Raw genomic sequence first — 21,780 nt, forward strand, 5'->3', positions numbered from 1 at the left:
ACCCCGCTGCGCTTATGTTACAGCTCGGTAGAGACTAATAGTGACGCAGTCGAAGACGGCATTGTCGCGATCGGGTAACAACTTCCCGGGCTGTGTCCGGAGTGGTTGCCAAGAAAATCAGTCACGGTTGTATTGCAGCTGCGGCTGCAGGGAACTTTTCCTGCGCCGGGGGCGTGGGAATTGGTAACGTGAACTACTACGTTCAATACCAACTTTTTCTTGGAGGCAACAAGCAATGGCCCGTGGCGGAAACCCGATCTTCAACGGAAAGAACTTCCGTGGAGCAACCCAGGCGCCGCAAACCCAGCAGGCGCAGTATGGCGGCCAGTACGGCCAGGTCATCAATGGCCAGGCCCCGCAGCCCGGTGGCATGAGCAGCCAGCAGCTCAACGACCTCTACAACAAGCCGTCGGCTGGCCCTGCCGATACAGGGAAAATGACGTATGACGACGTCATCGTCAGGACTGCGACCTGCCTTGGCATGGTCCTCGTCGGTGCGGCTGTCACTCTGGCAGTAGGCATGCAGCTTGCTACCATGCTGATGGTCGTGGGAGCCCTGGGTGGCTTCGTGCTGGCACTTGTCAATACGTTCAAGAAGCAGCCATCGCCGGCACTCATCTTGGCCTACGCGGGCCTCGAGGGCCTGTTCCTTGGCGGACTCACCCGTGTACTCGATGGCATGTATCCAGGGGTTGGCCTGCAGGCTGTCATTGGCACCCTGTCAGTGTTTGCCGTGACGCTTGTGCTGTTCCGGAGCGGGAAAGTCCGGGCCACACCCAAGGCCATGCGTTTCTTCATGATCGCCATGATTGGCTACGCGGTGTTTGCTGTCATCAACTTGGTGCTGTCCTTGACCGGCGTCGTTCAGGAGCCCTTCGGCTTGCGGACAAGCGTCGAGATCTTCGGCATTCCCCTGGGTGTCTTTATTGGACTCCTGGCAATCGGCCTCGCAGCGTTTTCACTGATCATGGACTTTACATCGATCGAGGCAGCCGTCAACGCCGGTGCCCCCCAGCGGTTCTCCTGGACCGCAGCCTTCGGCCTGACCGTCACGTTGGTTTGGCTCTATGTGGAGATCATCCGGTTGCTGGCCATCCTGAGGGGCAACGACTGACAACCCTGGCCCGGCAGCCAGGGGCAGCCTGAGCGGACGCCTCAGCAGGAACATACATCAACAAAAAAGAGCGGGTCCCACCAGTTGGTGGGACCCGCTCTTTTGTTTTGCTCACAGCAGGCGAAGTGCTCCTTGCGCCGGGGTGACCGTGAAAATGTCAGGTGTGGTGAGACCGGCCCGGGCAAAGGCCTTGAGGACGGCATCCCGTACCTGACGTTCCTTCTCTACAGGCGTCAGGGCGATGGCTGCGCCGCCGAACCCACCCCCTGTCATTCGGGCACCAATGGCTCCGGCGCTGCGTGCAGTATCCACGGCGAGATCGAGTTCCGGGCAGGAGATCTCGAAATCATCGCGCATGGAAACATGGCTGGCATCCAGCAGGGGACCAATTGCCGCAGGGCCCGCTGTGCTGAGCAGCTCAACCGTGGCCAGGACGCGATCATTTTCCGTGACAACGTGGCGTACGCGTCGGAAGGTGAGCTCATCGAGGAGGCCACTGGCTTCCGTCAGGTCACTCACTGAGACATCCCGCAGCGCGGGGACTCCCATGACCTGGGCGCCCAGCTCACAGGACTCGCGACGGGCTGCGTAGCCGCCGTCGGCATGGGAGTGGGAGACCTTGGTGTCAATGACCAGCATCACCAGCCCCGCAGGCTCCGCCTCGAAGGGAACGAGCTCAACATGCTGATCGCGGCAGTCAAGAAATACTGCATGGCCCTTGGCGCCACGCAGTGACGCTGACTGGTCCATGATGCCCGTCGGGGCGCCGACAAAATCGTTTTCTGCCTTCTGCGTGGCCAGGACCATGTCTTCATCACTCATGCCCGCGCCCGTGAGCTCGTTCAGCGCGGAGACCACGGCGCACTCGATAGCGTGGGAGGAAGACAGGCCCGCGCCCAGGGGAACGCTGGAGTCCAGGATCAGGTCGATGCCCGGCACCTTAATGCCACGCTGCTGCAGGGACCATAAGACACCCAGTGGGTACTTGGTCCACCCCTTTGCGGTTCCTGGCTTCAGCGTGGTGAGATCCGTCGTCGTGATTCCCTGGTCCCCGAAAGTGGAGAGCAGCCGCACGGTGGAGTCGGAGCGGACCCGCACGGCCACACGTGCCGTCTTGTCGATGGCAAAGGGGAGCACAAACCCGTCGTTGTAGTCCGTGTGCTCGCCGATCAGGTTCACCCTTCCCGGTGCCTGCCAGACGCCGTCGGGGGTGGCACCAAAAGACTCAGCGAAGCGGGCGGACAGTCCGGCTGCATCCAGCGGATGGGGAACGGTGGCGGTACTCATGAGCGGGCTCCTTGGGCCATGGCCGTATTGGGGACTGATGGTTCGGATCCAGTGACCGCGCGCAAGCGGTCAGCAACAGATTCCGGGGTGGTGTCATTGATGAAAGCACCCATGGCCGCCTCGGAGCCAGCCAGGAACTTCAGCTTGTCCGCCGCGCGCCGGGGAGAGGTGATCTGCAGGTGCAGGTAGCCGGAGCGGCGCAGAAGATCATCCACGGGTGCCTGGTGCCAAGCGGAGATATACGGCGTTGGGGTGGGATACAGGTTGTCCAGCCGCTTGAGGAGATCGAGGTAAACGTGCGCGAGTTCGTCCCGCTCGCCTCCGGACAGGGCGGCGAGATCGGCTACCTGGCGGTGGGGCACAAGATGGATTTCCAGAGGCCAACGCGCTGCGAAAGGGACGTAGGCGCTGAAGTGCTCACCCTCCAGGATCATGCGAGTACCAGCCTCGCGTTCGGAGCGGAGGAGTGATCCCGTGAGGGTTTCCCGGCCATCATTTTTTTCATAAAATGCGGCAGCGGCCGACGCCATGACACTGGCCCTCGGCGTGATGTAGGGGTAGGCGTAAATCTGGCCATGCGGGTGGTGCAGGGTGACACCAATGTCCGCGCCACGGTTCTCAAAGGGAAAAACCTGCTTAATGCCGGGGAGCGCGCTAAGCGCCTCCGTCCGGTGGGCCCACGCCTCGACCACTGTGCGAGCCCGCGTCTCGCTCAGGGTGCTGAAGGAACCGGTGTGCTCCGGGGTGAAGGCGACGACCTCACAGCGTCCGTAGGCGGGGCCTGTGGTGCCCCACTCCGGGTGCTCGGGGATGGATCCCGTAGCAGGGCCAAGGGACGGGAAGCGATTTTCGAAAACTATGACATCGTAGTCTGATGCAGGAATCTCCGAAGGATTGGCTGCAGTCGTGGGACAGATGGGGCACTGGTCTGCAGGCGGCAGGTGCGTTCTGCTCTGGCGATGGGCGGCGACCGCCACCCATTCGCCAGTGAGGGCATCGTAGCGGACCTCGCCAGGTTCCCCGCGGGCCGGAAGATCCCGATGATCAGTGGTCTCCGCCGAGCTGCGCGAGGCGGTAGTACCTGCCTCGTCAAAGTAAATAAGCTCCCGGCCATCCGAAAGACTGGTAGGCGTGATGCGTGTCATGGATGATCCTTTGCGGGAACTGGACAAACGAGTTGTTCCATTCTGTCATATATCTACCAAAAAGAAACAGAAGTGAACATTATTCTCTGTGGTGGAGGTGTCCATCTGGCGGGTACGGTGAAGTCATGACTGAGGTACGTGCCATCGCCGATCCGCAACCCGAACGCCGCTACGCGACAGGAAGGCAATACGAGCTCATCCGCGAGGACGCTGTTGCGACAGTGACGGAGCTGGCGGCTGGACTGCGAAGCTTCAGCCGGGGTGGGGTTCTCCTGACTGAAACGTATGCACCTGACCAGATAGCCCCCGGTGCTGCAGGCATTACCCTGGCGCCCTGGGCCAACAGGATCGAGGATGGCAGCTGGACCCTCAACGGCACAACCCAACAGCTGGACATCACAGAGCCCTCACGTCATAACGCCAGCCACGGACTCCTGCGTAATACGGGGTACGCGCTGGTCGATGAGGACGAGTTCTCCGTCACCCTCGAAGCCACCGTCTTCCCGCAGCATGGATACCCCTTTCTAGTGCGACACCGCGTTCGCTACGAAATCACCAGCGCGCTGGGCCTCGCCGTTACCCAGACGCTGGTAAACGATTCAGGCAATGCCGCACCGTTTGTACTCGGCGCGCATCCCTACCTCCGGCTGGGCGATGTTCCCCTGGAGGACATGATCCTCACTGTTTCGGCGACAACGCGACTGGTCGCAGACCAGCGCCTGATCCCGCGGTCCAGCGAACCAGTGGGGCCTGAAGCCGATCTGCGGTCTGGACGAATCGTGGGCGATCTCGATGTTGATATGGCCCTCACGGACCTGCTCTTCGACGACGGAGTGGCACGGCACACCCTTGAGGCGCCCGATGGCCGGAGTGTGAGCCTGTGGCAGGACCAGAGCTGCCGCTATGTTCACGTTTTTGTCAGCACCGAATTTCCCGGGCGTTCACGAGTGGTAGCACTGGAGCCCATGACCGGACCCGCCAACGCCTTCAACTCCGGCGATGGCCTTCGTTGGCTACAGCCCGGTGCCGCATTTTCCATGAACTGGGGCATTGACGCAGCCCTCTGACCCGCGCCTGGAGAGATTCCGGCGAACTCACGACGCGTCTGTTTCCTATTGGAGCAATGCTGCGGGATTATTGGGCTATGACGGCTCCTGAAAGTTCCACTACCTTCTCCCGGCCCAAGGCTGCGGCTCCAGTGCGGGCCGTAACAGATCGTGAGCTCGACCAGGACATTCCCTACGGCATCCGTATTGCCGCGTCGTGGTCGTGGCGGCTTATTCTCATCCTGACCATGGTGGGAGTCCTGGTCTGGTTGCTGAGCAAGGTCACACTCCTGGTAATCCCGGTCCTGGTGGCGTCCCTCCTGGCCGGGCTTCTGGCACCAGTGGTCAGGGCGTTGGTCTCCCTCAAGCTGCCCCGTGGCCTGGCGGTTGCCCTCACGGTAGTCGGATTTCTTGGTGCCATAGTTGCCGCACTGGCGTTGGTGGGGCGCCAACTTGTTTCCGGGTTCGGGGAACTCTGGTCGGAGGCCCTGACGGGAGTCCAACAGGTCCAGCAGTGGCTTTCTGAGGGCCCCCTGCACCTGACTGCAGACCAGATCGATACCTATCTGCAGGATGCAAGCAATGCCCTGCAGAACAACAGCAGCAACATCCTCAGTGGTGCCCTGTCTTTTGGCAGCACAGCGGGGCACTTTGCCGCCGGACTTGTCCTGTCGCTGTTCATCCTCATCTTTTTCCTCCTTGAGGGTGAGCGGATCTGGTCTTTCCTGGTAAAGCTGTTGCCCAGGAAGGCTCGTCCAGCCGCCGCTGGGGCAGGACGCCGGGGCTGGACCTCCATGGTGAGCTACGTCCGGATCCAGATGTTCGTCGCTGCCGTCGATGCTGTCGGAATCGGTGTCGGCGCTGCAATCATTGGAGTCCCGCTGGCTCTGCCCTTGGCAGTGCTGGTGTTCCTGGGCTCTTTCATTCCGGTGGTTGGAGCACTCTTCACCGGCGCCATTGCCGTTCTCCTCGCCCTCGTGGCCAACGGTCCTGTCAATGCCCTGATCATGCTTGCGATTGTCTTGGCAGTGCAGCAGCTTGAGAGCCATATCCTGCAGCCACTGATCATGGGCAAGGCAGTGTCCCTGCACCCGGTTGCAGTCATTCTTGCCGTCGCCGCAGGTTCCTACTTGGCAGGGATTCCCGGCGCCCTGTTCTCGGTCCCCATGCTGGCGGTCGCCAATTCCTCCGTCCGCTATATAGCGGCCAGGGCATGGGAACGCGAACCAGGTCCCGGCGCCGGTGGATATCCGCCAGGCGGCGCTGTTGATGACGGGAGCATTGAGGACATCACGCAGGACTCCGACTCCGGGAAAACCGCGTCATCAATTGCCGGGAACAGCGGCGGTGGGACTACCGTTAACCCCTTAGGAGGATCCCCGTACCCAGGTTCGCCCGAGGACGCCGGACCCGAACCCACCAAAGGAGAATAGATCCGTGAAAACACTCGCGAGCCTGCCCGTCACCCTGGACGACGTCCTGGAAGCGCAGGCACTTCTCCGCGGGATTATTGCACGGACCCCCGTTGAATCATCCAGGGCGCTGGGGGCGCTGGTGGGCGGTGAAGTTTTTTTCAAGTGTGAAAATCTTCAGCGGGCCGGTTCGTTCAAGGTCCGCGGTGCCTACGTCCGGATGGCGCGTCTTTCCGAAGAAGAGAAAAAGCGTGGAGTCGTCGCAGCGTCGGCTGGAAACCACGCCCAGGGCGTTGCTGTCGCTGCCAAGAGCCTCGGCATCAGCGCAAAGATCTTCATGCCCTTGGGCGTTGCCCTGCCCAAGCTGGCGGCCACGAGGAGCCACGGTGCCGAAGTAATCTTGCATGGACACAATGTGGACGAGGCCCTTGCCGAAGCCCAGCGCTATTCTGACGAGACCGGCGCAGTGTTTGTCCACCCCTTCGACAATGTTGATGTTGTTGCCGGCCAGGGAACCGTGGGCCTAGAAATCCTGGAACAGATTCCCCATGTGGACACGGTCCTGATGGGCGTTGGCGGTGGCGGACTGCTCGCTGGCGTATCCGTGGCCATCAAGGCACGCGCCCGGGAGCTGGGTCGGGAAATCCGCATCATTGGAGTCCAGGCAGAGAACGCTGCCGCCTACCCGCCCTCATTGGCAGCTGACGCCTTGGTTCCCCTGAAAAAAGTCTCCACCATGGCAGACGGAATTGCCGTGGGGAGGCCCGGGCAACTGCCTTTCAGTATCATCCGCGAACTGGTTGACGACGTCGTCACAGTCAGCGAAGATTCACTGGCCCGGGCTCTGATCTTCTTGTTGGAGCGGGGAAAGATGGTGGTGGAGCCTGCAGGAGCCGTAGGTGTTGCTGCCCTCATGGACGGCAAGATTGAAAATCCTGGAACAACCGCCGTGGTTCTTTCCGGGGGCAATATCGACCCAATGCTGATGCTGAAGGTCATCCAGCGTGGCCTGTCAGCAGCGGGGCGCTACATGACAGTCCGCATGATGCTTGATGACCGTCCGGGGTCACTGGCCACTATTGCCAGGATCATTGCCGAGAACGACGCCAACGTCACTGGCCTTGACCACACCCGGGTGGGCGGTTCCATCAGCATGGGCGATGTCTCCATCACCGTGAACCTCGAGACCAAGGGCCACGAACATGGCGAGCAGGTGCTGGGCGCCCTCCGGGCCGAAGGTTTCCAGCCCATAGTGGTCCACTGACCCGGCATGGCTGACGTTCACGACGGCGGAACGAACCGCGCAACAACTGCGGCACGGGCGAAAGCCGGTCTGCTGGTGCTGGGAAGCTTCACTGCGGTGCTTTTTATCATCGAGCTGATCAACACAGCCCTGCTGCATGGACTGAACAGGACCTTTGGACTGCGGCCCCGAAGCGCGGGAGGACTCCTGGATATCCTGACGTTCCCGCTTTTCCACGCAAACTTCAACCACCTGCTGTCCAACGCACTGCCGTTGATAATCTTCGGTTTCCTGGTGTACCTCTCCGGCCTTCGGGTCTTCCTGACAGCCGTGGCGGCAAGCTGGCTGGGCTCCGGTGTGGTGGTCTGGCTGATTGGCGGTGGCGGAGTTACGGTGGGCTCATCCGGACTGGTATTTGGGCTGTTTGCCTTTCTGCTGGTCCGCGGATTCCTGAATCGCAACTGGCGCCAGATCCTGCTCTCCGTTGTGCTCTTCCTGGTCTATGGAGGCATCCTCTTCGGACTGTTGCCCAGCATTGTCGGGGCCATCTCGTGGCAGGCACACGTGGGCGGCGCCCTGGGTGGAGTCGGAGCTGCAGTGCTGCTGCGGTCGAAAAATACTGCCTAGTCAGCCGTAGAGCCCAGCGCTGCCGGGCACAAAAAAACCGCTGGCCGCCCCGGGGGTGGTCTGCGGTTTTTCTGGTCTCAGTGAGCTCAGGCTGCGTAGGGCTTGGCGGAAATAATGTGGACGGGAATGACCTTGCCGTTAGGAGCCGTGTAGCTCAGTTCCTCACCTTCGCGGTGACCCACAATCGCAGCGCCCAGCGGTGACTTCTCGCTGAACACATTAAGGTCCGAGTCGCCAGCAATCTCGCGGGAACCCAGGAGGAACGTTTCCTCATCACCGGCAATCTTCGCGACGACAAGCATCCCGGGCTCCACAACGCCGTCATCGGCGGGGGATTCACCCACGTGCGCATCACGCAGCAGAGCAGTGAGCTGGCGGATGCGGGCCTCGATCTTTCCCTGTTCTTCTTTGGCTGCGTGGTATCCGCCGTTTTCCTTGAGGTCGCCTTCCTGGCGGGCAGCCTCGATCTTCTGGACGATCTCAGCCCTGCCAGCGCCGGACATGTGTTCCAGCTCTGCCTGCAGGCGGTCGAAAGCCTCCTGGGTGAGCCACGCGGCCGTTGCGCTGTTGGTGGTAGACACGGACTTCTCCTCTGATGGGTGCTGCATGCAAAAGACCCCACCGGTGGCACTCATGAAACTCAGCATCCAACCCGGCGGGGCGTAGGTATCCAACCATTGTAATCAAAACACTTGATGAATCCCAACGGGAGGGGCCACCGTGGCTACCCGCTGGTCAGGGTGCCGACTCAGGCCTCAGGGTTCCAGCAGCTGTCGACAACGCCGGAGACCGAGAGTGACTCGGTCCGCACGGTCACCCGCTGCGTGACCGTGCGACCGCCGTCTGCTGTATCAGTGGCTGCACCAAGCGGAATATCGACTACTTTCCACCCAACAACTGCGTACTTGGAGTCCAGTACCTTCACTGCGCACTTAACCGGAGTGCCAGGGTCACGGACCACTTCGAAGTCCACGTCAGCGCTTGTGGCGTCGGTGGTGCTGTAGCCGATGTCCTTGGAACTGATGGAACCGATCGAATTGCTGGTGGAAACCCAGGCCAGGAAGCCGACTCCGACGGCTAGTGCCAGTCCGGCAGCTGCAAGTTTTTTTCGTCGTGACAGCGGCTGCTTCGCGGTGCCGTATCGATTGGATAGGCTGGAGTCTGCAGGGACTGTCGGTGCGGGCTGTTCCTGGGATGTCACCACACCAGTTTAGGGTGTACCGCAGGCGGCTAAGTCCGCCGGGCATTTTTTTGCCTCCATCTGGCGGTCTCCGCCACCGCCACCAGCCATTGCCTGCGCAGCGCCGGCGCCAGCAAGAAAGAGGATTACCCCCTCATGACCGTGTCCACACCGCCATCCACCGCTCTGCGCCTCCTTGCCGTTCATGCCCACCCGGATGATGAGTCGAGCAAAGGCGCAGCCACCATGGCCATGTACGCCAAACAGGGCGTCCAGGTGATGGTTGCCACCTGCACTGATGGGTCGCGAGGCGACATCCAGAATCCTGCAGTGGAAAACGAGCCCCACCCCAAACGCGACATGGCGGGTGCGCGCCGCCTTGAAATGGCGGCGGCCGCGAAGATCCTCGGGATCGAACAGCGATGGCTTGGTTTTGTGGATTCGGGTCTTCCCGAAGGGGACCCCCTGCCGCCCTTGCCGGCGGGGTGCTTTGCCCTTGCGCCTCTAGAGCGCGCCTCCGCGCCGCTGGTCCGCCTGGTCAGGTCCTTCAGGCCGCACGTGATCCTTAGCTACGACGAAAATGGCGGGTATCCGCACCCGGACCACATCATGGCCCACCGGGTAGCCGTGGAAGCGTTCGAGGCAGCGGGTGACCCTGAGCGTTACAAGGGCACCGGTGCCCCTTGGCAGCCCGCCAAGCTTTACTACGACCGCGCCTTCAGCCCTGACAAGATCAAAGCGCTGCACTTTGCGCTGGAAAACGCGGGCATTGCCTCGCCGTATGCGGAGCGGCTGGCGCAGTGGCTGGAAAACGACGTCGAGGGACACACTCCGCCGCCAGGGACACACGCCACGACCACCCAGATTAACTGTGGAGATTTTCTGGAGTCCCGGGACAATGCACTCCGCGCCCACCGGACCCAGGTTGATCCGCTTGGGTTCTTCTTCGCTGCGACACCGCAGCTCCAGCGCTCCGCGTGGCCCTGGGAAGACTACTCCCTCATTACATCCCACGTAGCGACCGATCTGCCGGAGACGGACCTCTTCGCCGGGATAAGATAGACAGAAGATTTCTATCCCTTGTAGAAATCCTCTCCTGGGTCGTTCTGGAGAATTTTCACCTGGCAGTTGTACCGGACGCCCTGGGCGTCATCCCCATAGAAGGTAAATCGTGCACCACACCCTGATCCTCCTGGCCACAACCCCCGCCCCGTCACCGAGCCCGTCCCTGCGACCGGGGCTGGATGTCAACCAGATCACTCCGGGTTTCCTGGGATTTTTGATGACAGCGTTTTTTGTGCTTGCGACGGCCCTGTTGATTGTGGACATGGTCCGCAGGATCAGGCGTGTTCGGTACAGGGGCCAGATTGAGGAACAGCGACTTGCCGACGCCGACGCTGCGCGCGAGCAGGAGGGGGCCGCAGGAGTGGAGCCCTCCGCGGACGGCTGGAGCACTACCGCTGAGCGGGACCCCGGCAGCCGCTGAGGCGAACTCTGGATCCCCCCGAACGCGCCACATTCTCCGTAAACTGTGGACCGAACGCGTCCCGGGTTTGGTGGGTTGTCCTTCCTACCTGATCTTGGCTTACGGCAGGCGACCATCCGAGGGGAAATGATGAATTCAGGACCGCCGACGTCAGGAAACCTCCTGGCTGGTGAGAGTTCCGCCTATCTCCGCCAGCATGCGCATCATCCCGTGCACTGGCAGCCCTTCGGTGATACGGCATTCGAGGAAGCCGCTGAGCGTGATGTCCCGGTCTTCCTATCCATCGGGTATGCGGCGTGCCACTGGTGCCATGTCATGGCTGACGAGTCTTTTGCAGATGAGAAAACAGCAGCCCACCTCAACGCGGGCTTTGTTGCAATCAAGGTGGACCGCGAGGAACGTCCCGACGTTGACGCAACCTACATGGCTGCGACACAGATGATCAGCGGCCAGGGCGGCTGGCCGATGTCGGTATTCCTCACGCCGCAGGGCCGTGCCTTCCATGCCGGGACCTACTTTCCAGTGTTGCCGATGCCTGGACTGCCGTCCTTCCTCCAGGTCCTTGAGGCCGTGCAGGAGGCCTGGCGCGAACGGCGCGATGACGTCGAAAGACAGGCGTACGCACTGGCATCGACCATAGGCGAAGCCCAGTCAACGGTCCGGGTCAAGGCGGCCGGCGAGACGCCCGTTCTCGATCCCGGCGTCCTGTCTGAAGCAGTGACTGCCCTCCTCACTGCAGAGGACACCGACGACGGCGGTTTTGGTACCGCTCCGAAGTTCCCGCCGTCGGCGGTGCTGGAGTTTTTGGTCAGGCACGCGGCCGTACCCTCGGCAACGGCCGACGCCGCGAAGTCCCTGGCTGGGAGGACACTTGCCGCCATGGCCCGCTCCGCACTCTTTGACCAGGTTGCAGGGGGATTTGCCCGGTATTCGGTGAGTGCGGACTGGTCCGAGCCGCACTACGAAAAGATGCTCTACGACAATGCCCTGTTGCTGCGGGCCTATGTTCATTGGCTGCGCCTTGGTGGCAGCCCTGAGTATCCTGCTGCCGAAGCGCGTGAAGTTGCTGAACTGACTGCCGACTGGATGCTCTCCGCGTTGGCCCTGCCGGACGGGCTTGCATCCTCCCTTGACGCGGACACCGTTGTTGACGGTAAGCATCACGAAGGCGGAACCTACATCTGGACGGTCCAGCAGCTCATCACCGTGCTGGGCAGGGACGACGGTGAGGCTGTGGCCCGCCTAATGAATATCCCGGGCTCCGCGCCGGGGGAGGACACTGGTGCCCCATTCCACCAGGGGAAGCCGCGAAGCCGCGCTGAGAGCGAGCTCTGGCGTCGTGTCCTTCCACTGCTCCGCATCAGACGTGCACAGCGTCCCCAGCCTGCGCGTGATGACAAGGTAGTGGCCGGCTGGAATGGCCTTGCTGTGGGGGCCCTTGCAGAAGCCGGAGCCCTGTTGGACAGGCCCGATCTTACGGTAGCTGCCGCCGGTATTGCCACGTTCCTGCAGGACACGCACTGGGTGGCACGTCCGGAGCCAAGACCTGGCGACGCCGGCACCCGTGCGGGTGGCGAAACGCCCCCTGTCGCAATGGAACAGGGCACGCTGCTCCGGGTCTCCCACGCGGGCCGGGCAGCAGGACGGGCGGGTCTGCTGGGGGACTACGCATTCTGTGCCGAGGGATTTTTTACCCTCTATGCGGTGACAGGGGAAACCCGCTGGTACGCATATGCACAACAACTGGTTGAGGCAGCGCTGGTGGACTTTATGCCGGACGGGCACCTGGTGGACTCAGCAGTTCCTGCGATTCAGGTCCTGTCCGCACAGGACGGAAAGACAGGCCTGGATCCGTTTGATAACGCAACACCCAGTGGGATGTCTGCTTTTGCCGGCGTGCTCCTGACCTCTGCTGCCTACACAGGATCCAGGGAACATCGTCAGCAGGCAGACCGAATCCTGGCCTTGCTGCCGTCCCTTGCGGCCCGGGCACCGCGCGTGGCTGGTGGTCTGCTTTCCGTGGCACAGGCGGCCGCCGCCGGTCCAGTGGAGTGCGCCGTGGTGGGTCCTGCGGACAGTACATCCCGCACTGATCTGCACCGGAACCTGCTGGGCTCGCCATCGCCCGGGCTGGTCATTGCGGTGGGGACTGGAGATGAGCAAGGGCCCGTTCTTCTGCGCGGCAGGACATCGGCCGCCTCAGGAGCACCGCGGGTCTTCCTGTGCAAGGACATGGTCTGCCAGCGGCCGGTGGAGAGCTCGCAGGCGATGCTGGAACAGCTGGCGCAGATGACCGGAAAGAAATGACGCTAGGGAATGGCGTCCTTTGACCTGGTGATCTTCGACTGGGATGCTCCCTACGAACATTGGTACCGTGACGCCTTCGAGCGTGAGCTGCGTCCTGTCCCTGGAATTCAGGAAACCCTTGACCATCTGGAAATCCCCACCTGCGTTGCATCCAGCGGAACGCAGGAGAAAATGCGCCGCACCCTCGGCATGACAGGGCTGTGGGAGAGGTTCACTGGCCGGATCTTCAGTGCCACCCAGGTACGTAACGGGAAACCTGCGCCGGATCTTTTCCTGTTGGCTGCAGCGACAGCTGGCGTAACGCCGTCGTCGTGCGCCGTGGTGGAAGACAGTGTCCACGGTGTTAATGCCGCCCGAGCTGCGGGTATGCATGTTTTTGCGTACGCGGGTGGTGTAACGTGCGCACGCCATCTGGAAGGTGATGTAACGACAGTTTTTTTGAGGACATCCGGGAGCTGCCTCATCTTCTTGGGGCCGGCCAGCGCACTCGCTAGCGCAGGACGGCCAGGGCAATCGCTACAAAATGGGCAGCGAACCCCAGGACAGTGAACGCGTGGAAGAGTTCGTGGAAGCCGAAGTGGTGATAGCTGAAGTTGGGCTTCTTGAGAGCATAAAAGACGGCACCGGCAATGTAGAAAGCTCCACCGACGCAGATCAGGATGGCGGAGGGGACGCTGGCTCGGAAGAAGTCCGGCAGATAGAACAGTGCGCCACAGCCAAGGGCAATGTAGATGGGCACGTAGAGCCAGCGTGGAGCGTGCGTCCAGAGCAGTCGGAACAGGACTCCAAGGGTTGCCCCGCCCCAGATCAGCCATAGCAGGACAACCGCTGTGGGACGTTCCAGCAACGCCCAGGCCAGAGGTGTGTAGCTGCCCGCGATTACCAGCATGATGTTGGTGTGGTCCAGGCGCTTCAGGACAATCTTTACGCCGGGGGACCAGTTGCCGCGGTGATAGATCGCGCTGATGCCAAACAGGAGGACTCCTGTGGTGCCATAGATGGCTGAGGTCACCTTCAGCCCGGTGGTGGGCGCCAGGATCACCAGGACAAGGCCAGCAGCAAGGGCCAGTGGGGCCGTGACCGTATGGATCCAGCCCCGCCACTTTGGTTTGATCATCAACAGCTGGGCAAGGCGTGCGGCGGCATCATCAAGTGCAGTCGGTGCATTCGGCTCTGCTGAAGGGCCAGAGTTACGGGCGGCGGCGCCACTTCCTGCATGCCGATTGTTCATAGCTCAAGAATAACTTACGGTCCCGTAAGTTACCCGAGAGTAGATACAGGATCGGCACGCCATGGTCATCTGCGGTGCATCTGATTCCGGCAAGGACTGTAGCGTAGGATTGCAACGCTCGCTACGTAACCGGAAGTCAGGTGGATCTCTGCATGGAAATGCCCGGGTTCCTGTACGGCTTTTACGAACAAAGGCTGCTGCGCGATCTGGCCAAAGACCGTATCCCGGAGCACATTGGCGTCATGGTTGACGGCAACCGTCGCTGGGCACGGCAGTTTAATGCGCCCACCAGCCAGGGCCACCAGGCTGGTGCGGACAAGATTCACGAATTTCTGGGGTGGTGCCAGGAACTTGGGATCAAGGTCGTCACGCTGTACATGCTCTCAACCGACAACATGAGCAGGTCCAGCGAAGAGTTGGACCTGCTCATGGGCATTATTGCCAATACCCTTGATCGCCTGGACAAGGATGCAGACGTTTCCGTCCACGCCATGGGCGCGCCCGAACTCCTTCCCGACTACCTGGGCGAACGGCTGAACAAACTGACCAAGCGCACTCCGGCTCATGAAAAAATCCACGTCAACGTGGCTGTCGGCTACGGGGGCCGCCGCGAGATTGTGGATGCCGTCCGGGAACTGATGATTGATGCTGTTGACAGGGGAGCGGACATCCGGAGTGTGGCTGAGGAATTGACAGTCGATGACATCTCGAAATTCCTCTACACCAGGGGTCAGCCGGATCCCGATTTGGTGATTCGCACCTCAGGGGAGCAGCGGCTCTCCGGATTCCTGATGTGGCAGAGCGCCTACAGCGAGTTCTATTTTTGCGAAGCACTGTGGCCGGCCTTCCGTAAAGTCGATTTCCTGCGGGCCTTGCGTGACTATGCAGGACGGCAGCGCCGCTTCGGCTCGTAGCCGAGTTAATAGTGAGTTCACCATCTGGTCACAGGAATCGCCGAGCGCAGAAACGCTGATTGCTCCGCCACGGTCTTAGGTTGGTTCCATCAACGGGCAAAATCGCCTACTGATCGGGGAGGCCAGTACATGGAGCGGGACATCGCACCAGATGCAGCAGGAGGCCACGCATGGCCTCCGGGCCAATCCGCCTGCTAACTCTTCCGGGTGCGCCCGGGGCTGGAGTCAATGTGGCAACTTCGAAAGATCGTCCCGCTGTCCGCAGCTATGTGATCGACACGTCAGTCCTGCTGTCAGATCCGTTGGCCCTCCTTCGCTTCGCGGAGCACGAGGTCATTGTGCCGATCGTCGTCATCTCGGAACTTGAAGCTAAGCGCCACGACCCCGAGCTGGGGTTCTTTGCACGCAAGGCCCTCCGACTTCTCGATGAGCTACGCATCACGAACGGTGGACTGGACAGGCCGTTGCCCATCGGGTCAGCGGGCGGGACCCTCATGGTGGAGTTGAACCATATCTCCACCGATGTCCTGCCAGCCGGATTCCGCGCTGGTGACAACGACAGCAGGATCTTGGCCGTCGCCAAGAACCTTGCCAACGAGGGCCGGGATGTCACGGTGGTCTCCAAGGATCTGCCCATGCGGGTAAAGGCCTCTGCCATGGGCCTTCAAGCTGATGAATATCGCAATGAGCTGGTCAAGGATTCAGGGTGGACCGGCATGGCCGAGATCGAGGCCAACGAAGCGGAGATCGCCACCCTCTACGGACACGAACCTGTTTTTCTTCCTGCTGCCGCCGAGCTGCCTGTCAACACCGGCCTGGTGGTGCTCTCCAACCGCGGCTCGGCGCTGGGCCGCGTGGGTGCAGACAAACAGGTCCGGCTAGTCAGGGGAGACCGGGACGTCTTTGGACTCCATGGACGTTCTGCCGAACAACGCCTGGCAATCGATCTACTCCTGGATCCCTCCGTGGGCATTGTCTCAGTTGGTGGACGCGCCGGGACCGGGAAATCCGCGCTGGCCCTCTGCGCCGGACTGGAAGCCGTGTTGGAACGCCGGGAACACCGGAAGGTGATCGTTTTTCGACCGCTTTATGCCGTAGGAGGCCAGGAGCTGGGCTTCCTGCCTGGTTCCGAGTCAGAGAAGATGAACCCCTGGGCGCAGGCAGTCTTCGACACACTTGGCGCCCTGGTCAGCCAGGAAGTCGTGGAAGAGGTCATGGACAGGGGAATGCTTGAGGTGATGCCCCTGACGCACATTCGCGGCAGGTCCCTGCATGACGCCTTTGTGATAGTTGATGAGGCCCAGTCGCTTGAGAAGAACGTTCTCCTTACGGTGATGAGCCGGATTGGTCAAAACTCCAAGATTGTCCTCACGCACGACGTCGCACAGCGGGACAACCTTCGGGTGGGACGCCATGACGGGGTTGCCGCGGTGGTGGAGACGCTCAAGGGCCATCCCCTCTTCGGGCACATTACCCTGACACGCTCCGAGCGCTCGCCGATCGCAGCACTGGTGACCGATCTCCTGGAGGGGGCCGAAATATAGGAGCGCCCCATGTCCAGAGCTTCCGTTCGTGGCAGCTGGCCACGAACGGAAGCCGCGCTCCCTGCAAACGGCTACTGCGGGATGTCCAGGAATGCTGCGACAGCTTCGTGGCCCGCTACCTCAAGGTTCCAGTCTGGACGTTTGAAAGTCTGAGGCGTCAGCCGGACAGCCTGGACGGTTTCCACCTGGTTACCCCATTTCTTGCGGGTAATGCCGTTTAGTTCATACCCCAGGGCACGGGAGACGCCCAGTGATGCGCCATTCCAGTCGGCAGCCTCGGATTTTGCAACGTCAGCTCCCAGGTAGTCAAAAGCATAGAGCGCGACGGCGGTGCGCATTTCCTTTCCGAGGCCCTGTCCGTGGACTCGGCGTTGCAGCCAGGATCCGGTGCTGACCGTTTTCAGCGCGGCAAAATCGTCCGCACTGACGTCCTGGCACCCGATGAAGTTATCCTCATGCCAGATTCCCAGGAGGAGCGTCCACCGCGTGGGAGACGTTTCTGCGCGCAGTTTCCAATACCACCTTGCCATGGCCGGGCCCATGACTTCAGGACGGGCCTCCGCCCACGGGTTGCTGAAAGGGCTTTGGCCCGGTTCATGGACGCCGTCCTGTGCCGCCGCCAGGGCGGCGGGGATGTCACCGTCGGTGATGGTGCGCAGTGTCAGGCGTGGGGTCTGCAGTGTCAGGCCGAAGAGCGGCCAGATCTCAGTCAGGGACGTCATGAGAGCAGCCTAGCCGTGGAAGGGCCAGGTAGCCTGTCATGCCTCGGGCGCCGTTGCCCTTGCACCTAGAGGTTGGTGGTCGGTACCGGTTCGTCGAAGAGCTGATCGCTGCAGTAGCCATCCACCTCGATAATGCGCAGCCAATGCCCGTGCTGGGCGGTTGCTGGTTCCAGGGACCGGCTGGCCACGCAGATTCCTGTTTGCAGGTCAATCCGGATTAGGGTCCGGCCAGGCAGGCAAAGCGGCATGAGCTGATGGGCCGGGTGGTAGGCAACTGTAGGGACCACTATTGCCTCGAGTGCGGGCCTGGAGTCCTGCTCAGTGCGGACAACCTCGGTCACCAGGACCGGATTGCTGCCGGGGAATTCGATCGGCACCGGAAAATTGCCCGTCAGCTCTACAGGATCCAACGCTGCCGAGAAGCAGCCGCTGCCAAACCCTGGATCGCCATAGGCTGCTTCCGGGCGCCTGGTGACCAGCCCGGCGTCGTCATATACAGGCGTTACAAGCTGGGGCGGCAAAAGCCAGGATTTCCGGCTGGCACCGGTATATAGCCCAGCAGGCGAGCCGCTTCCCCCTGAACTGCTCTCAAGCAACACGCCGTCCACATCCTCCACACGGAGTGCGCCTGGCCTCTTCACCCAGGCCCGGACCAGCACGGCGCCCGGCGATGGACCAGAGATGAAGGGTTCGTCCCAGTACTCACACTGCAATGTTTCCCAGCGCCAGGGGGAAGATCGGCATAGCTTGCGAAATGACGAGGAATCCGCGGCCAATCCGTGTCCGTCTCCGGGCCGGTGCCTGTCATCCCATGTCGACATATCCACAGCTTACGCGGCGGGCAGTGCGGGGCTCATGATCGTCCCGTAGGATCCCAGTCATGGTGGCCAAACTGGTGGTGCTCTGGGATGGCCCGCCCGTGGCGTTCTTGTTGCTGCTGGCGGCCTGCCTCTTTTTCTTCTGGACTGCAGCCCGCCTGGCTGTGGTCGATATCCGTCAGCATCGACTGCCCAACAGGATCCTTTTCCCGGCCTACCCCATTGCTGGGCTCTTGCTGCTCGCCGTAGCCTGGCTGGAGTCGAGCCAGGCGGGCCCGGGCGAACCGCAGGCGGCTCTCTTCGACGTTGCGGGCCTCAGGGTTCTGGCAGGCGGCGCTGTGCTGTACGCGGCCTACTACCTGCTGCGGGTGCTGCAACCCTCTGGTCTTGGTTTTGGCGATGTCAAGCTTGCTGGATTCCTTGGTCTCTACCTGGGATTTCTTGGCTGGGAACATCTTGTGGTGGCAACAGTTGCAGCATTCCTGCTGGGCGGCCTGATGGGGATCGGGATCCTGGTCACCAAGCGAGGAACGCTGAAGACAGCCATTCCCTTTGGCCCCTTCATGCTGTCCGGAGCGGTGATTGCCTTCTTCCTGCCCGGCTGAGGGTTGGCAGAACCTGGCCGATGCCACGTGTCCCATCTGGCCCCAACCCAGTTCGGAGCAGCCGCTAGGCTGGCACCATGCCTTCTCCTGACTATGTCCTTGCCCTGCGCGAGAAAATTGGCCATGACCCACTGTGGCTTCCCGGTGTGTGCGGTGTGGTGTTCGATGATGCCGGCCGGGTCCTGTTGGGCCAGCGTTCCGACAACGGCCGCTGGGCCCTGATTACGGGCATTCTAGAGCCCGGTGAGCAGCCCGCTCCCGGACTGGTCCGCGAGATCATGGAAGAGACGGGCGTTTTGGCAGTGGTTGAGCATCTCGTGGGTGTTGACACTGTTGGGCCCATCATCTTCCCCAACGGGGACGCCTGCGAATTCCTCAACGTGGTATTTCGCTGCCGCTATATTTCCGGAAAAGCGCGGGTCAACGATGACGAATCCCTTGCCGTCGGGTGGTTCGCTGTAGCTGACCTGCCAGACATCCCGGCGGGCCATCTGGCGAATATTCAGCGCGCACGGGCCATGACGGAAGCTGCCCACTTCGAACAATGACCAGGAATCGGCAATGGCCGCCGTGATGGGCTACATCACGGCGGCCCTTGCCGGTGCCATATGGGACGGTGCTGCCGCAGCCTGGCTCAGGTGCGGGTGGGGAGGCAGTCAGCGACGCTGGTTGAGCAGATCATCGGCGTCCGTCTCCTGCGTGGGCGACGCGTTCTGAGCGGCAGCGCCGGAGAGCTGCTCCGCTTCCAGCCGTTTGGCTTCGTCGCCACCGACGGCCTCGCCACGAGCAACCATGCCAGCCGTATCCGAGAGCGGGATCTGCTTGAGCGTGATGGCCAGGATCAGGGCCACGGCGATGAACGGCAGCAGATACCAGAACACTGGCGCAAGTGAGTCAGCGTAGGCATTCACAATGGCCTCGCGCAACTGCTCGGGAAGCTGGCTTAGGGATTGCGGGTCCAGTGTGCTGGTGGACTGGGCCGCCTGGTCTGCGGAAGCGCCGGCACCCGTGAACGCCGTGGTCAGCGACTCGGAGAGCCGGTTGGTGAAGATCGCCCCAAACACGGCGACGCCCATTGCCGCACCGACTTCGCGGAAGTAGTTGTTGGTGCTGGTCGCGGTACCAATCTGCTCTGCGGGAACTGAGTTCTGCACCACCAGGACAACAACCTGCATGATCAGGCCCAGGCCCGCGCCGAAAATGAAGAGTTGCACGCAGATCACCCAGATAGGCGTCGTGGCCGCAAGCTGGGTCATCCAAAGCATTGCCGCCAGGGTGAAGGTGGCACCCAGAATGGGAAACATCTTGTACCTGCCGGTTTTCGATATGCGGAGCCCTGAGTAGATTGAGGTGCCCATGAGGCCCACCATCATGGGAAGCATCAGAAGCCCGGATTCGGCAGCTGAGGTTCCAGAGGACATCTGCAGGAATGTCGGCACAAAAGCGATAGCGGAGAACATGCCCAGGCCAAGGGTAAAGCCGATGGCTGTGGCATTAACAAAGATGCGGTTGCGGAACAAGCTCAGCGGAATAATGGGGTCCTCTGCGCGGCGCTCCACCATGATGAAGGCAACTGCCGACAGCACCAGGCCAGCCCCAAAAGTCCAGGTCAGCGGTGAGCCCCAGCCTTCGTCCCGTTTGCCACCGAAATCCGTGAAGAAGATCAGGCACGTCGTGGCCGTGGAGAGGAGCAGTATGCCCAGGATGTCGATTCTTTTTTCTGCCTTTTTGTTGGGCAGTGTCAGGGTGAACCAGGCAATGGCGAATGCGGCAATGCCGATGGGAATGTTGATGTAGAAGGCCCATTCCCAGGTCAGGTGATCAACGAAAAAACCGCCCAGCAGGGGGCCGGCCACAGCGGAGAGACCAAAGATGGCGCCGAGGGGACCCATGTACTTGCCGCGGTCCTTGGCCGGGACGATGTCCGCAATGATCGCTTGCGAAAGAATCATCAGGCCGCCGCCGCCAAGTCCCTGGATGGCACGGAAGATGACAAAACCCCAGAAATCGGTGGCCAGGGCACACCCAACGGATGCCAGCGTAAAGAGGGCAATCGCTATGAGAAACAGGTTCCTGCGTCCCAGGATGTCCCCGAATTTTCCATAGATAGGCATCACTATGGTGGTAGCCAACAGGTACGCCGTGGTAATCCAGGCCTGGTGTTCGACGCCGCCAAGCTTGCCCACAATGGTGGGCATGGCGGTGGAGACAATGGTCTGGTCCAGGCTCGACAGGAGCATTCCTGCAATGAGCGCCGAGAAGATAATCCAGATGCGTCTCTGGGTCAGCAGGAGCGGACCGGCTGCCGCCTTGGGTCGGGAGATGGTACTCACGGGGTTCCTTCGTTTCGTGCGGAGAGAGTCAGGGATTGGGAGAAGATGTTCCGTACAGCATTGAGATTCTCAAGGAAGAGGTCCCGGTGGCTGCGGGTATTACCGTCGGAAAAATAGGTGGCACTACTTTTGCGGGCCACTGTGCTCAGGACCACGACAGCCATTTGCAGGGCGGGGTGGTCGGCGGCTACACGTTCGCGGATCGCCAGGACCCGGACGAATTCGGCTTCCCGCTCTGCCGTGGCGCCGATGATACGCAGCATGAGCTGGGGTTCTTTATGGATGACCGCGATCAGCTGACGTACTTCGGCGTCCGAGGCAACCATGTCCGTGGAAAGTGCCAGTGACATGTCAACCAGGTCCTGGAGGAGCGTGGCCGAGATCTGGCCGGCAGGTGAGGACGAGCCGCCAGCGATGAACGCCTCGATAAGTCCAGCTGGAATCTCGTCGTCAACGTGGCCAATGATGGCGTCTTCCTTGGTGGGGAAGTAGTTGAAGAAGGTGCGACGCGATATGTCCGTCTGTTCACACACTTCCTCGACGGTATATCCGCTCAGCCCGCGTTCGGCGGTCAGGGTCCGGGCCGCGGCGGTGATGGCAGCCCTGGTGGCTGCTCGTTTTCGGCCCCGCAGGCCGCATTCATTTTCTGCACTTTCATTCACAGAGTAAACATTTGCACTATTCGGCGAAAAGTGCAAAAAAGTACGGTGTAACGACTGCGGCCGCCCACCCTTCCGTGGAAAGGTGGGCGGCCGCAGTCGGGTAC

The 21,780-nt window shown here is 61.5% G+C and carries 22 protein-coding genes; 13 read left to right on the forward strand and 9 right to left on the reverse strand.

Annotation, left to right across the window (positions count from 1 at the left end; translation table 11 throughout):
• Positions 1-235 precede the first annotated feature (235 nt).
• Positions 236-1,114, forward strand: a complete 879-nt coding sequence (locus tag QMG79_RS03480; protein ID WP_283537160.1) for a Bax inhibitor-1/YccA family protein — start codon at positions 236-238, stop codon at positions 1,112-1,114.
• A gap of 111 nt (positions 1,115-1,225) precedes the next feature.
• Here the strand turns inward: QMG79_RS03480 and galK are convergent, their stop codons facing one another.
• Complete coding sequence (galK, locus tag QMG79_RS03485) at positions 1,226-2,401, reverse strand: galactokinase (RefSeq protein ID WP_283537161.1); 1,176 nt, start codon at positions 2,399-2,401, stop codon at positions 1,226-1,228.
• Positions 2,398-3,546 carry a galactose-1-phosphate uridylyltransferase gene (galT, locus tag QMG79_RS03490; RefSeq protein ID WP_283537162.1) on the reverse strand — a complete coding sequence of 383 codons (1,149 nt, stop codon included), beginning with the start codon at positions 3,544-3,546 and terminating at the stop codon, positions 2,398-2,400. Before galT ends, galK begins: the two co-directional genes overlap by 4 nt.
• Before the next feature lie 125 nt (positions 3,547-3,671).
• Here galT and QMG79_RS03495 point away from each other — a divergent pair, with 125 nt between their 5' ends.
• The 4 genes from QMG79_RS03495 to QMG79_RS03510 all read left to right on the forward strand — a co-directional run bounded on the left by QMG79_RS03495 (position 3,672) and on the right by QMG79_RS03510 (position 7,874).
• Entirely contained in the window at positions 3,672-4,613 is a 942-nt protein-coding gene (locus QMG79_RS03495) for an aldose 1-epimerase family protein (RefSeq protein WP_283537163.1), read from the forward strand.
• Between the two features lie 77 nt (positions 4,614-4,690).
• Positions 4,691-6,025: an AI-2E family transporter gene (locus QMG79_RS03500; RefSeq protein WP_283537164.1), complete on the forward strand. Its 1,335-nt coding sequence runs from the start codon at positions 4,691-4,693 to the stop codon at positions 6,023-6,025.
• A gap of 4 nt (positions 6,026-6,029) precedes the next feature.
• Positions 6,030-7,268, forward strand: coding sequence for a threonine ammonia-lyase (gene ilvA, locus QMG79_RS03505; RefSeq protein WP_283537165.1), 1,239 nt, complete (start codon positions 6,030-6,032; stop codon positions 7,266-7,268).
• 6 nt (positions 7,269-7,274) lie between these two features.
• Positions 7,275-7,874: a rhomboid family intramembrane serine protease gene (locus QMG79_RS03510; protein ID WP_283537166.1), complete on the forward strand. Its 600-nt coding sequence runs from the start codon at positions 7,275-7,277 to the stop codon at positions 7,872-7,874.
• A gap of 86 nt (positions 7,875-7,960) precedes the next feature.
• Here QMG79_RS03510 and greA read toward each other — a convergent pair whose 3' ends face one another.
• Both greA and QMG79_RS03520 read right to left on the reverse strand, forming a co-directional pair.
• Positions 7,961-8,455 carry a transcription elongation factor GreA gene (gene greA / locus QMG79_RS03515; protein ID WP_283537167.1) on the reverse strand — a complete coding sequence of 165 codons (495 nt, stop codon included), beginning with the start codon at positions 8,453-8,455 and terminating at the stop codon, positions 7,961-7,963.
• 167 nt (positions 8,456-8,622) lie between these two features.
• Complete coding sequence (locus QMG79_RS03520) at positions 8,623-9,075, reverse strand: DUF4307 domain-containing protein (protein ID WP_283537168.1); 453 nt, start codon at positions 9,073-9,075, stop codon at positions 8,623-8,625.
• A 135-nt stretch (positions 9,076-9,210) separates the two neighbouring features.
• Between QMG79_RS03520 and mca the strand changes: the two genes are divergently transcribed.
• From mca to QMG79_RS03540, 4 genes are all read left to right on the forward strand, one after another.
• Positions 9,211-10,116 (forward strand): mycothiol conjugate amidase Mca, encoded by a 906-nt coding sequence (gene mca / locus QMG79_RS03525; RefSeq protein WP_283537169.1) that lies wholly within the window; start codon positions 9,211-9,213, stop codon positions 10,114-10,116.
• Positions 10,117-10,225: 109 nt separating this feature from the next.
• Positions 10,226-10,540, forward strand: a complete 315-nt coding sequence (locus QMG79_RS03530) for a hypothetical protein (RefSeq protein WP_283537170.1) — start codon at positions 10,226-10,228, stop codon at positions 10,538-10,540.
• A 126-nt stretch (positions 10,541-10,666) separates the two neighbouring features.
• Positions 10,667-12,847: a thioredoxin domain-containing protein gene (locus QMG79_RS03535; protein ID WP_283537171.1), complete on the forward strand. Its 2,181-nt coding sequence runs from the start codon at positions 10,667-10,669 to the stop codon at positions 12,845-12,847.
• A gap of 9 nt (positions 12,848-12,856) precedes the next feature.
• Positions 12,857-13,396 carry an HAD family hydrolase gene (locus QMG79_RS03540; RefSeq protein WP_283537172.1) on the forward strand — a complete coding sequence of 180 codons (540 nt, stop codon included), beginning with the start codon at positions 12,857-12,859 and terminating at the stop codon, positions 13,394-13,396.
• On the opposite strand, the gene trhA is transcribed toward QMG79_RS03540, so the two are convergent.
• Positions 13,338-13,964 (reverse strand): PAQR family membrane homeostasis protein TrhA, encoded by a 627-nt coding sequence (gene trhA / locus QMG79_RS03545; protein ID WP_283537357.1) that lies wholly within the window; start codon positions 13,962-13,964, stop codon positions 13,338-13,340. The genes QMG79_RS03540 and trhA overlap by 59 nt on opposite strands.
• A 266-nt stretch (positions 13,965-14,230) precedes the next feature.
• Between trhA and QMG79_RS03550 the strand changes: the two genes are divergently transcribed.
• Both QMG79_RS03550 and phoH2 read left to right on the forward strand, forming a co-directional pair.
• Complete coding sequence (locus QMG79_RS03550) at positions 14,231-14,992, forward strand: isoprenyl transferase (protein WP_283537173.1); 762 nt, start codon at positions 14,231-14,233, stop codon at positions 14,990-14,992.
• A 170-nt stretch (positions 14,993-15,162) separates the two neighbouring features.
• Positions 15,163-16,536 (forward strand): RNA 5'-3' helicase PhoH2, encoded by a 1,374-nt coding sequence (phoH2, locus tag QMG79_RS03555; protein WP_283537174.1) that lies wholly within the window; start codon positions 15,163-15,165, stop codon positions 16,534-16,536.
• 71 nt (positions 16,537-16,607) lie between these two features.
• Here the strand turns inward: phoH2 and QMG79_RS03560 are convergent, their stop codons facing one another.
• Both QMG79_RS03560 and QMG79_RS03565 read right to left on the reverse strand, forming a co-directional pair.
• Positions 16,608-17,258 (reverse strand): GNAT family N-acetyltransferase, encoded by a 651-nt coding sequence (locus QMG79_RS03560; RefSeq protein ID WP_283537175.1) that lies wholly within the window; start codon positions 17,256-17,258, stop codon positions 16,608-16,610.
• A 65-nt stretch (positions 17,259-17,323) separates the two neighbouring features.
• A complete protein-coding gene (locus QMG79_RS03565) occupies positions 17,324-18,079 on the reverse strand; it encodes a hypothetical protein (protein ID WP_283537176.1) in 756 nt (251 codons plus the stop codon).
• Positions 18,080-18,138: 59 nt separating this feature from the next.
• Between QMG79_RS03565 and QMG79_RS03570 the strand changes: the two genes are divergently transcribed.
• Entirely contained in the window at positions 18,139-18,681 is a 543-nt protein-coding gene (locus QMG79_RS03570; protein ID WP_283537177.1) for a prepilin peptidase, read from the forward strand.
• Between the two features lie 77 nt (positions 18,682-18,758).
• Positions 18,759-19,229 (forward strand): NUDIX hydrolase, encoded by a 471-nt coding sequence (locus QMG79_RS03575; RefSeq protein WP_283537178.1) that lies wholly within the window; start codon positions 18,759-18,761, stop codon positions 19,227-19,229.
• A gap of 108 nt (positions 19,230-19,337) precedes the next feature.
• Here QMG79_RS03575 and QMG79_RS03580 read toward each other — a convergent pair whose 3' ends face one another.
• Together QMG79_RS03580 and QMG79_RS03585 are read right to left on the reverse strand one after the other, a co-directional pair.
• A complete protein-coding gene (locus QMG79_RS03580; protein WP_502934695.1) occupies positions 19,338-21,005 on the reverse strand; it encodes an MDR family MFS transporter in 1,668 nt (555 codons plus the stop codon).
• A 5-nt stretch (positions 21,006-21,010) separates the two neighbouring features.
• Positions 21,011-21,676: a TetR/AcrR family transcriptional regulator gene (locus tag QMG79_RS03585; protein ID WP_283537180.1), complete on the reverse strand. Its 666-nt coding sequence runs from the start codon at positions 21,674-21,676 to the stop codon at positions 21,011-21,013.
• Positions 21,677-21,780 lie beyond the last annotated feature (104 nt).

The sequence above is a fragment of the Pseudarthrobacter sp. PS3-L1 genome (assembly GCF_030063285.1).
GTDB lineage: Bacteria > Actinomycetota > Actinomycetes > Actinomycetales > Micrococcaceae > Arthrobacter.

Coding starts and splice junctions, on each gene's coding strand:
- QMG79_RS03480 (WP_283537160.1), top strand. CDS start 236: ATGGCCCGTGGCGGAAACCCGATCTTCAACGGAAAGAACTTCCGTGGA.
- galK (WP_283537161.1), bottom strand. CDS start 2,401: ATGAGTACCGCCACCGTTCCCCATCCGCTGGATGCAGCCGGACTGTCC.
- galT (WP_283537162.1), bottom strand. CDS start 3,546: ATGACACGCATCACGCCTACCAGTCTTTCGGATGGCCGGGAGCTTATT.
- QMG79_RS03495 (WP_283537163.1), top strand. CDS start 3,672: ATGACTGAGGTACGTGCCATCGCCGATCCGCAACCCGAACGCCGCTAC.
- QMG79_RS03500 (WP_283537164.1), top strand. CDS start 4,691: ATGACGGCTCCTGAAAGTTCCACTACCTTCTCCCGGCCCAAGGCTGCG.
- QMG79_RS03510 (WP_283537166.1), top strand. CDS start 7,275: ATGGCTGACGTTCACGACGGCGGAACGAACCGCGCAACAACTGCGGCA.
- mca (WP_283537169.1), top strand. CDS start 9,211: ATGACCGTGTCCACACCGCCATCCACCGCTCTGCGCCTCCTTGCCGTT.
- QMG79_RS03535 (WP_283537171.1), top strand. CDS start 10,667: ATGATGAATTCAGGACCGCCGACGTCAGGAAACCTCCTGGCTGGTGAG.
- QMG79_RS03540 (WP_283537172.1), top strand. CDS start 12,857: ATGGCGTCCTTTGACCTGGTGATCTTCGACTGGGATGCTCCCTACGAA.
- trhA (WP_283537357.1), bottom strand. CDS start 13,964: ATGATCAAACCAAAGTGGCGGGGCTGGATCCATACGGTCACGGCCCCA.
- QMG79_RS03550 (WP_283537173.1), top strand. CDS start 14,231: ATGGAAATGCCCGGGTTCCTGTACGGCTTTTACGAACAAAGGCTGCTG.
- phoH2 (WP_283537174.1), top strand. CDS start 15,163: ATGGCCTCCGGGCCAATCCGCCTGCTAACTCTTCCGGGTGCGCCCGGG.
- QMG79_RS03560 (WP_283537175.1), bottom strand. CDS start 17,258: ATGACGTCCCTGACTGAGATCTGGCCGCTCTTCGGCCTGACACTGCAG.
- QMG79_RS03565 (WP_283537176.1), bottom strand. CDS start 18,079: ATGTCGACATGGGATGACAGGCACCGGCCCGGAGACGGACACGGATTG.
- QMG79_RS03570 (WP_283537177.1), top strand. CDS start 18,139: ATGGTGGCCAAACTGGTGGTGCTCTGGGATGGCCCGCCCGTGGCGTTC.
- QMG79_RS03575 (WP_283537178.1), top strand. CDS start 18,759: ATGCCTTCTCCTGACTATGTCCTTGCCCTGCGCGAGAAAATTGGCCAT.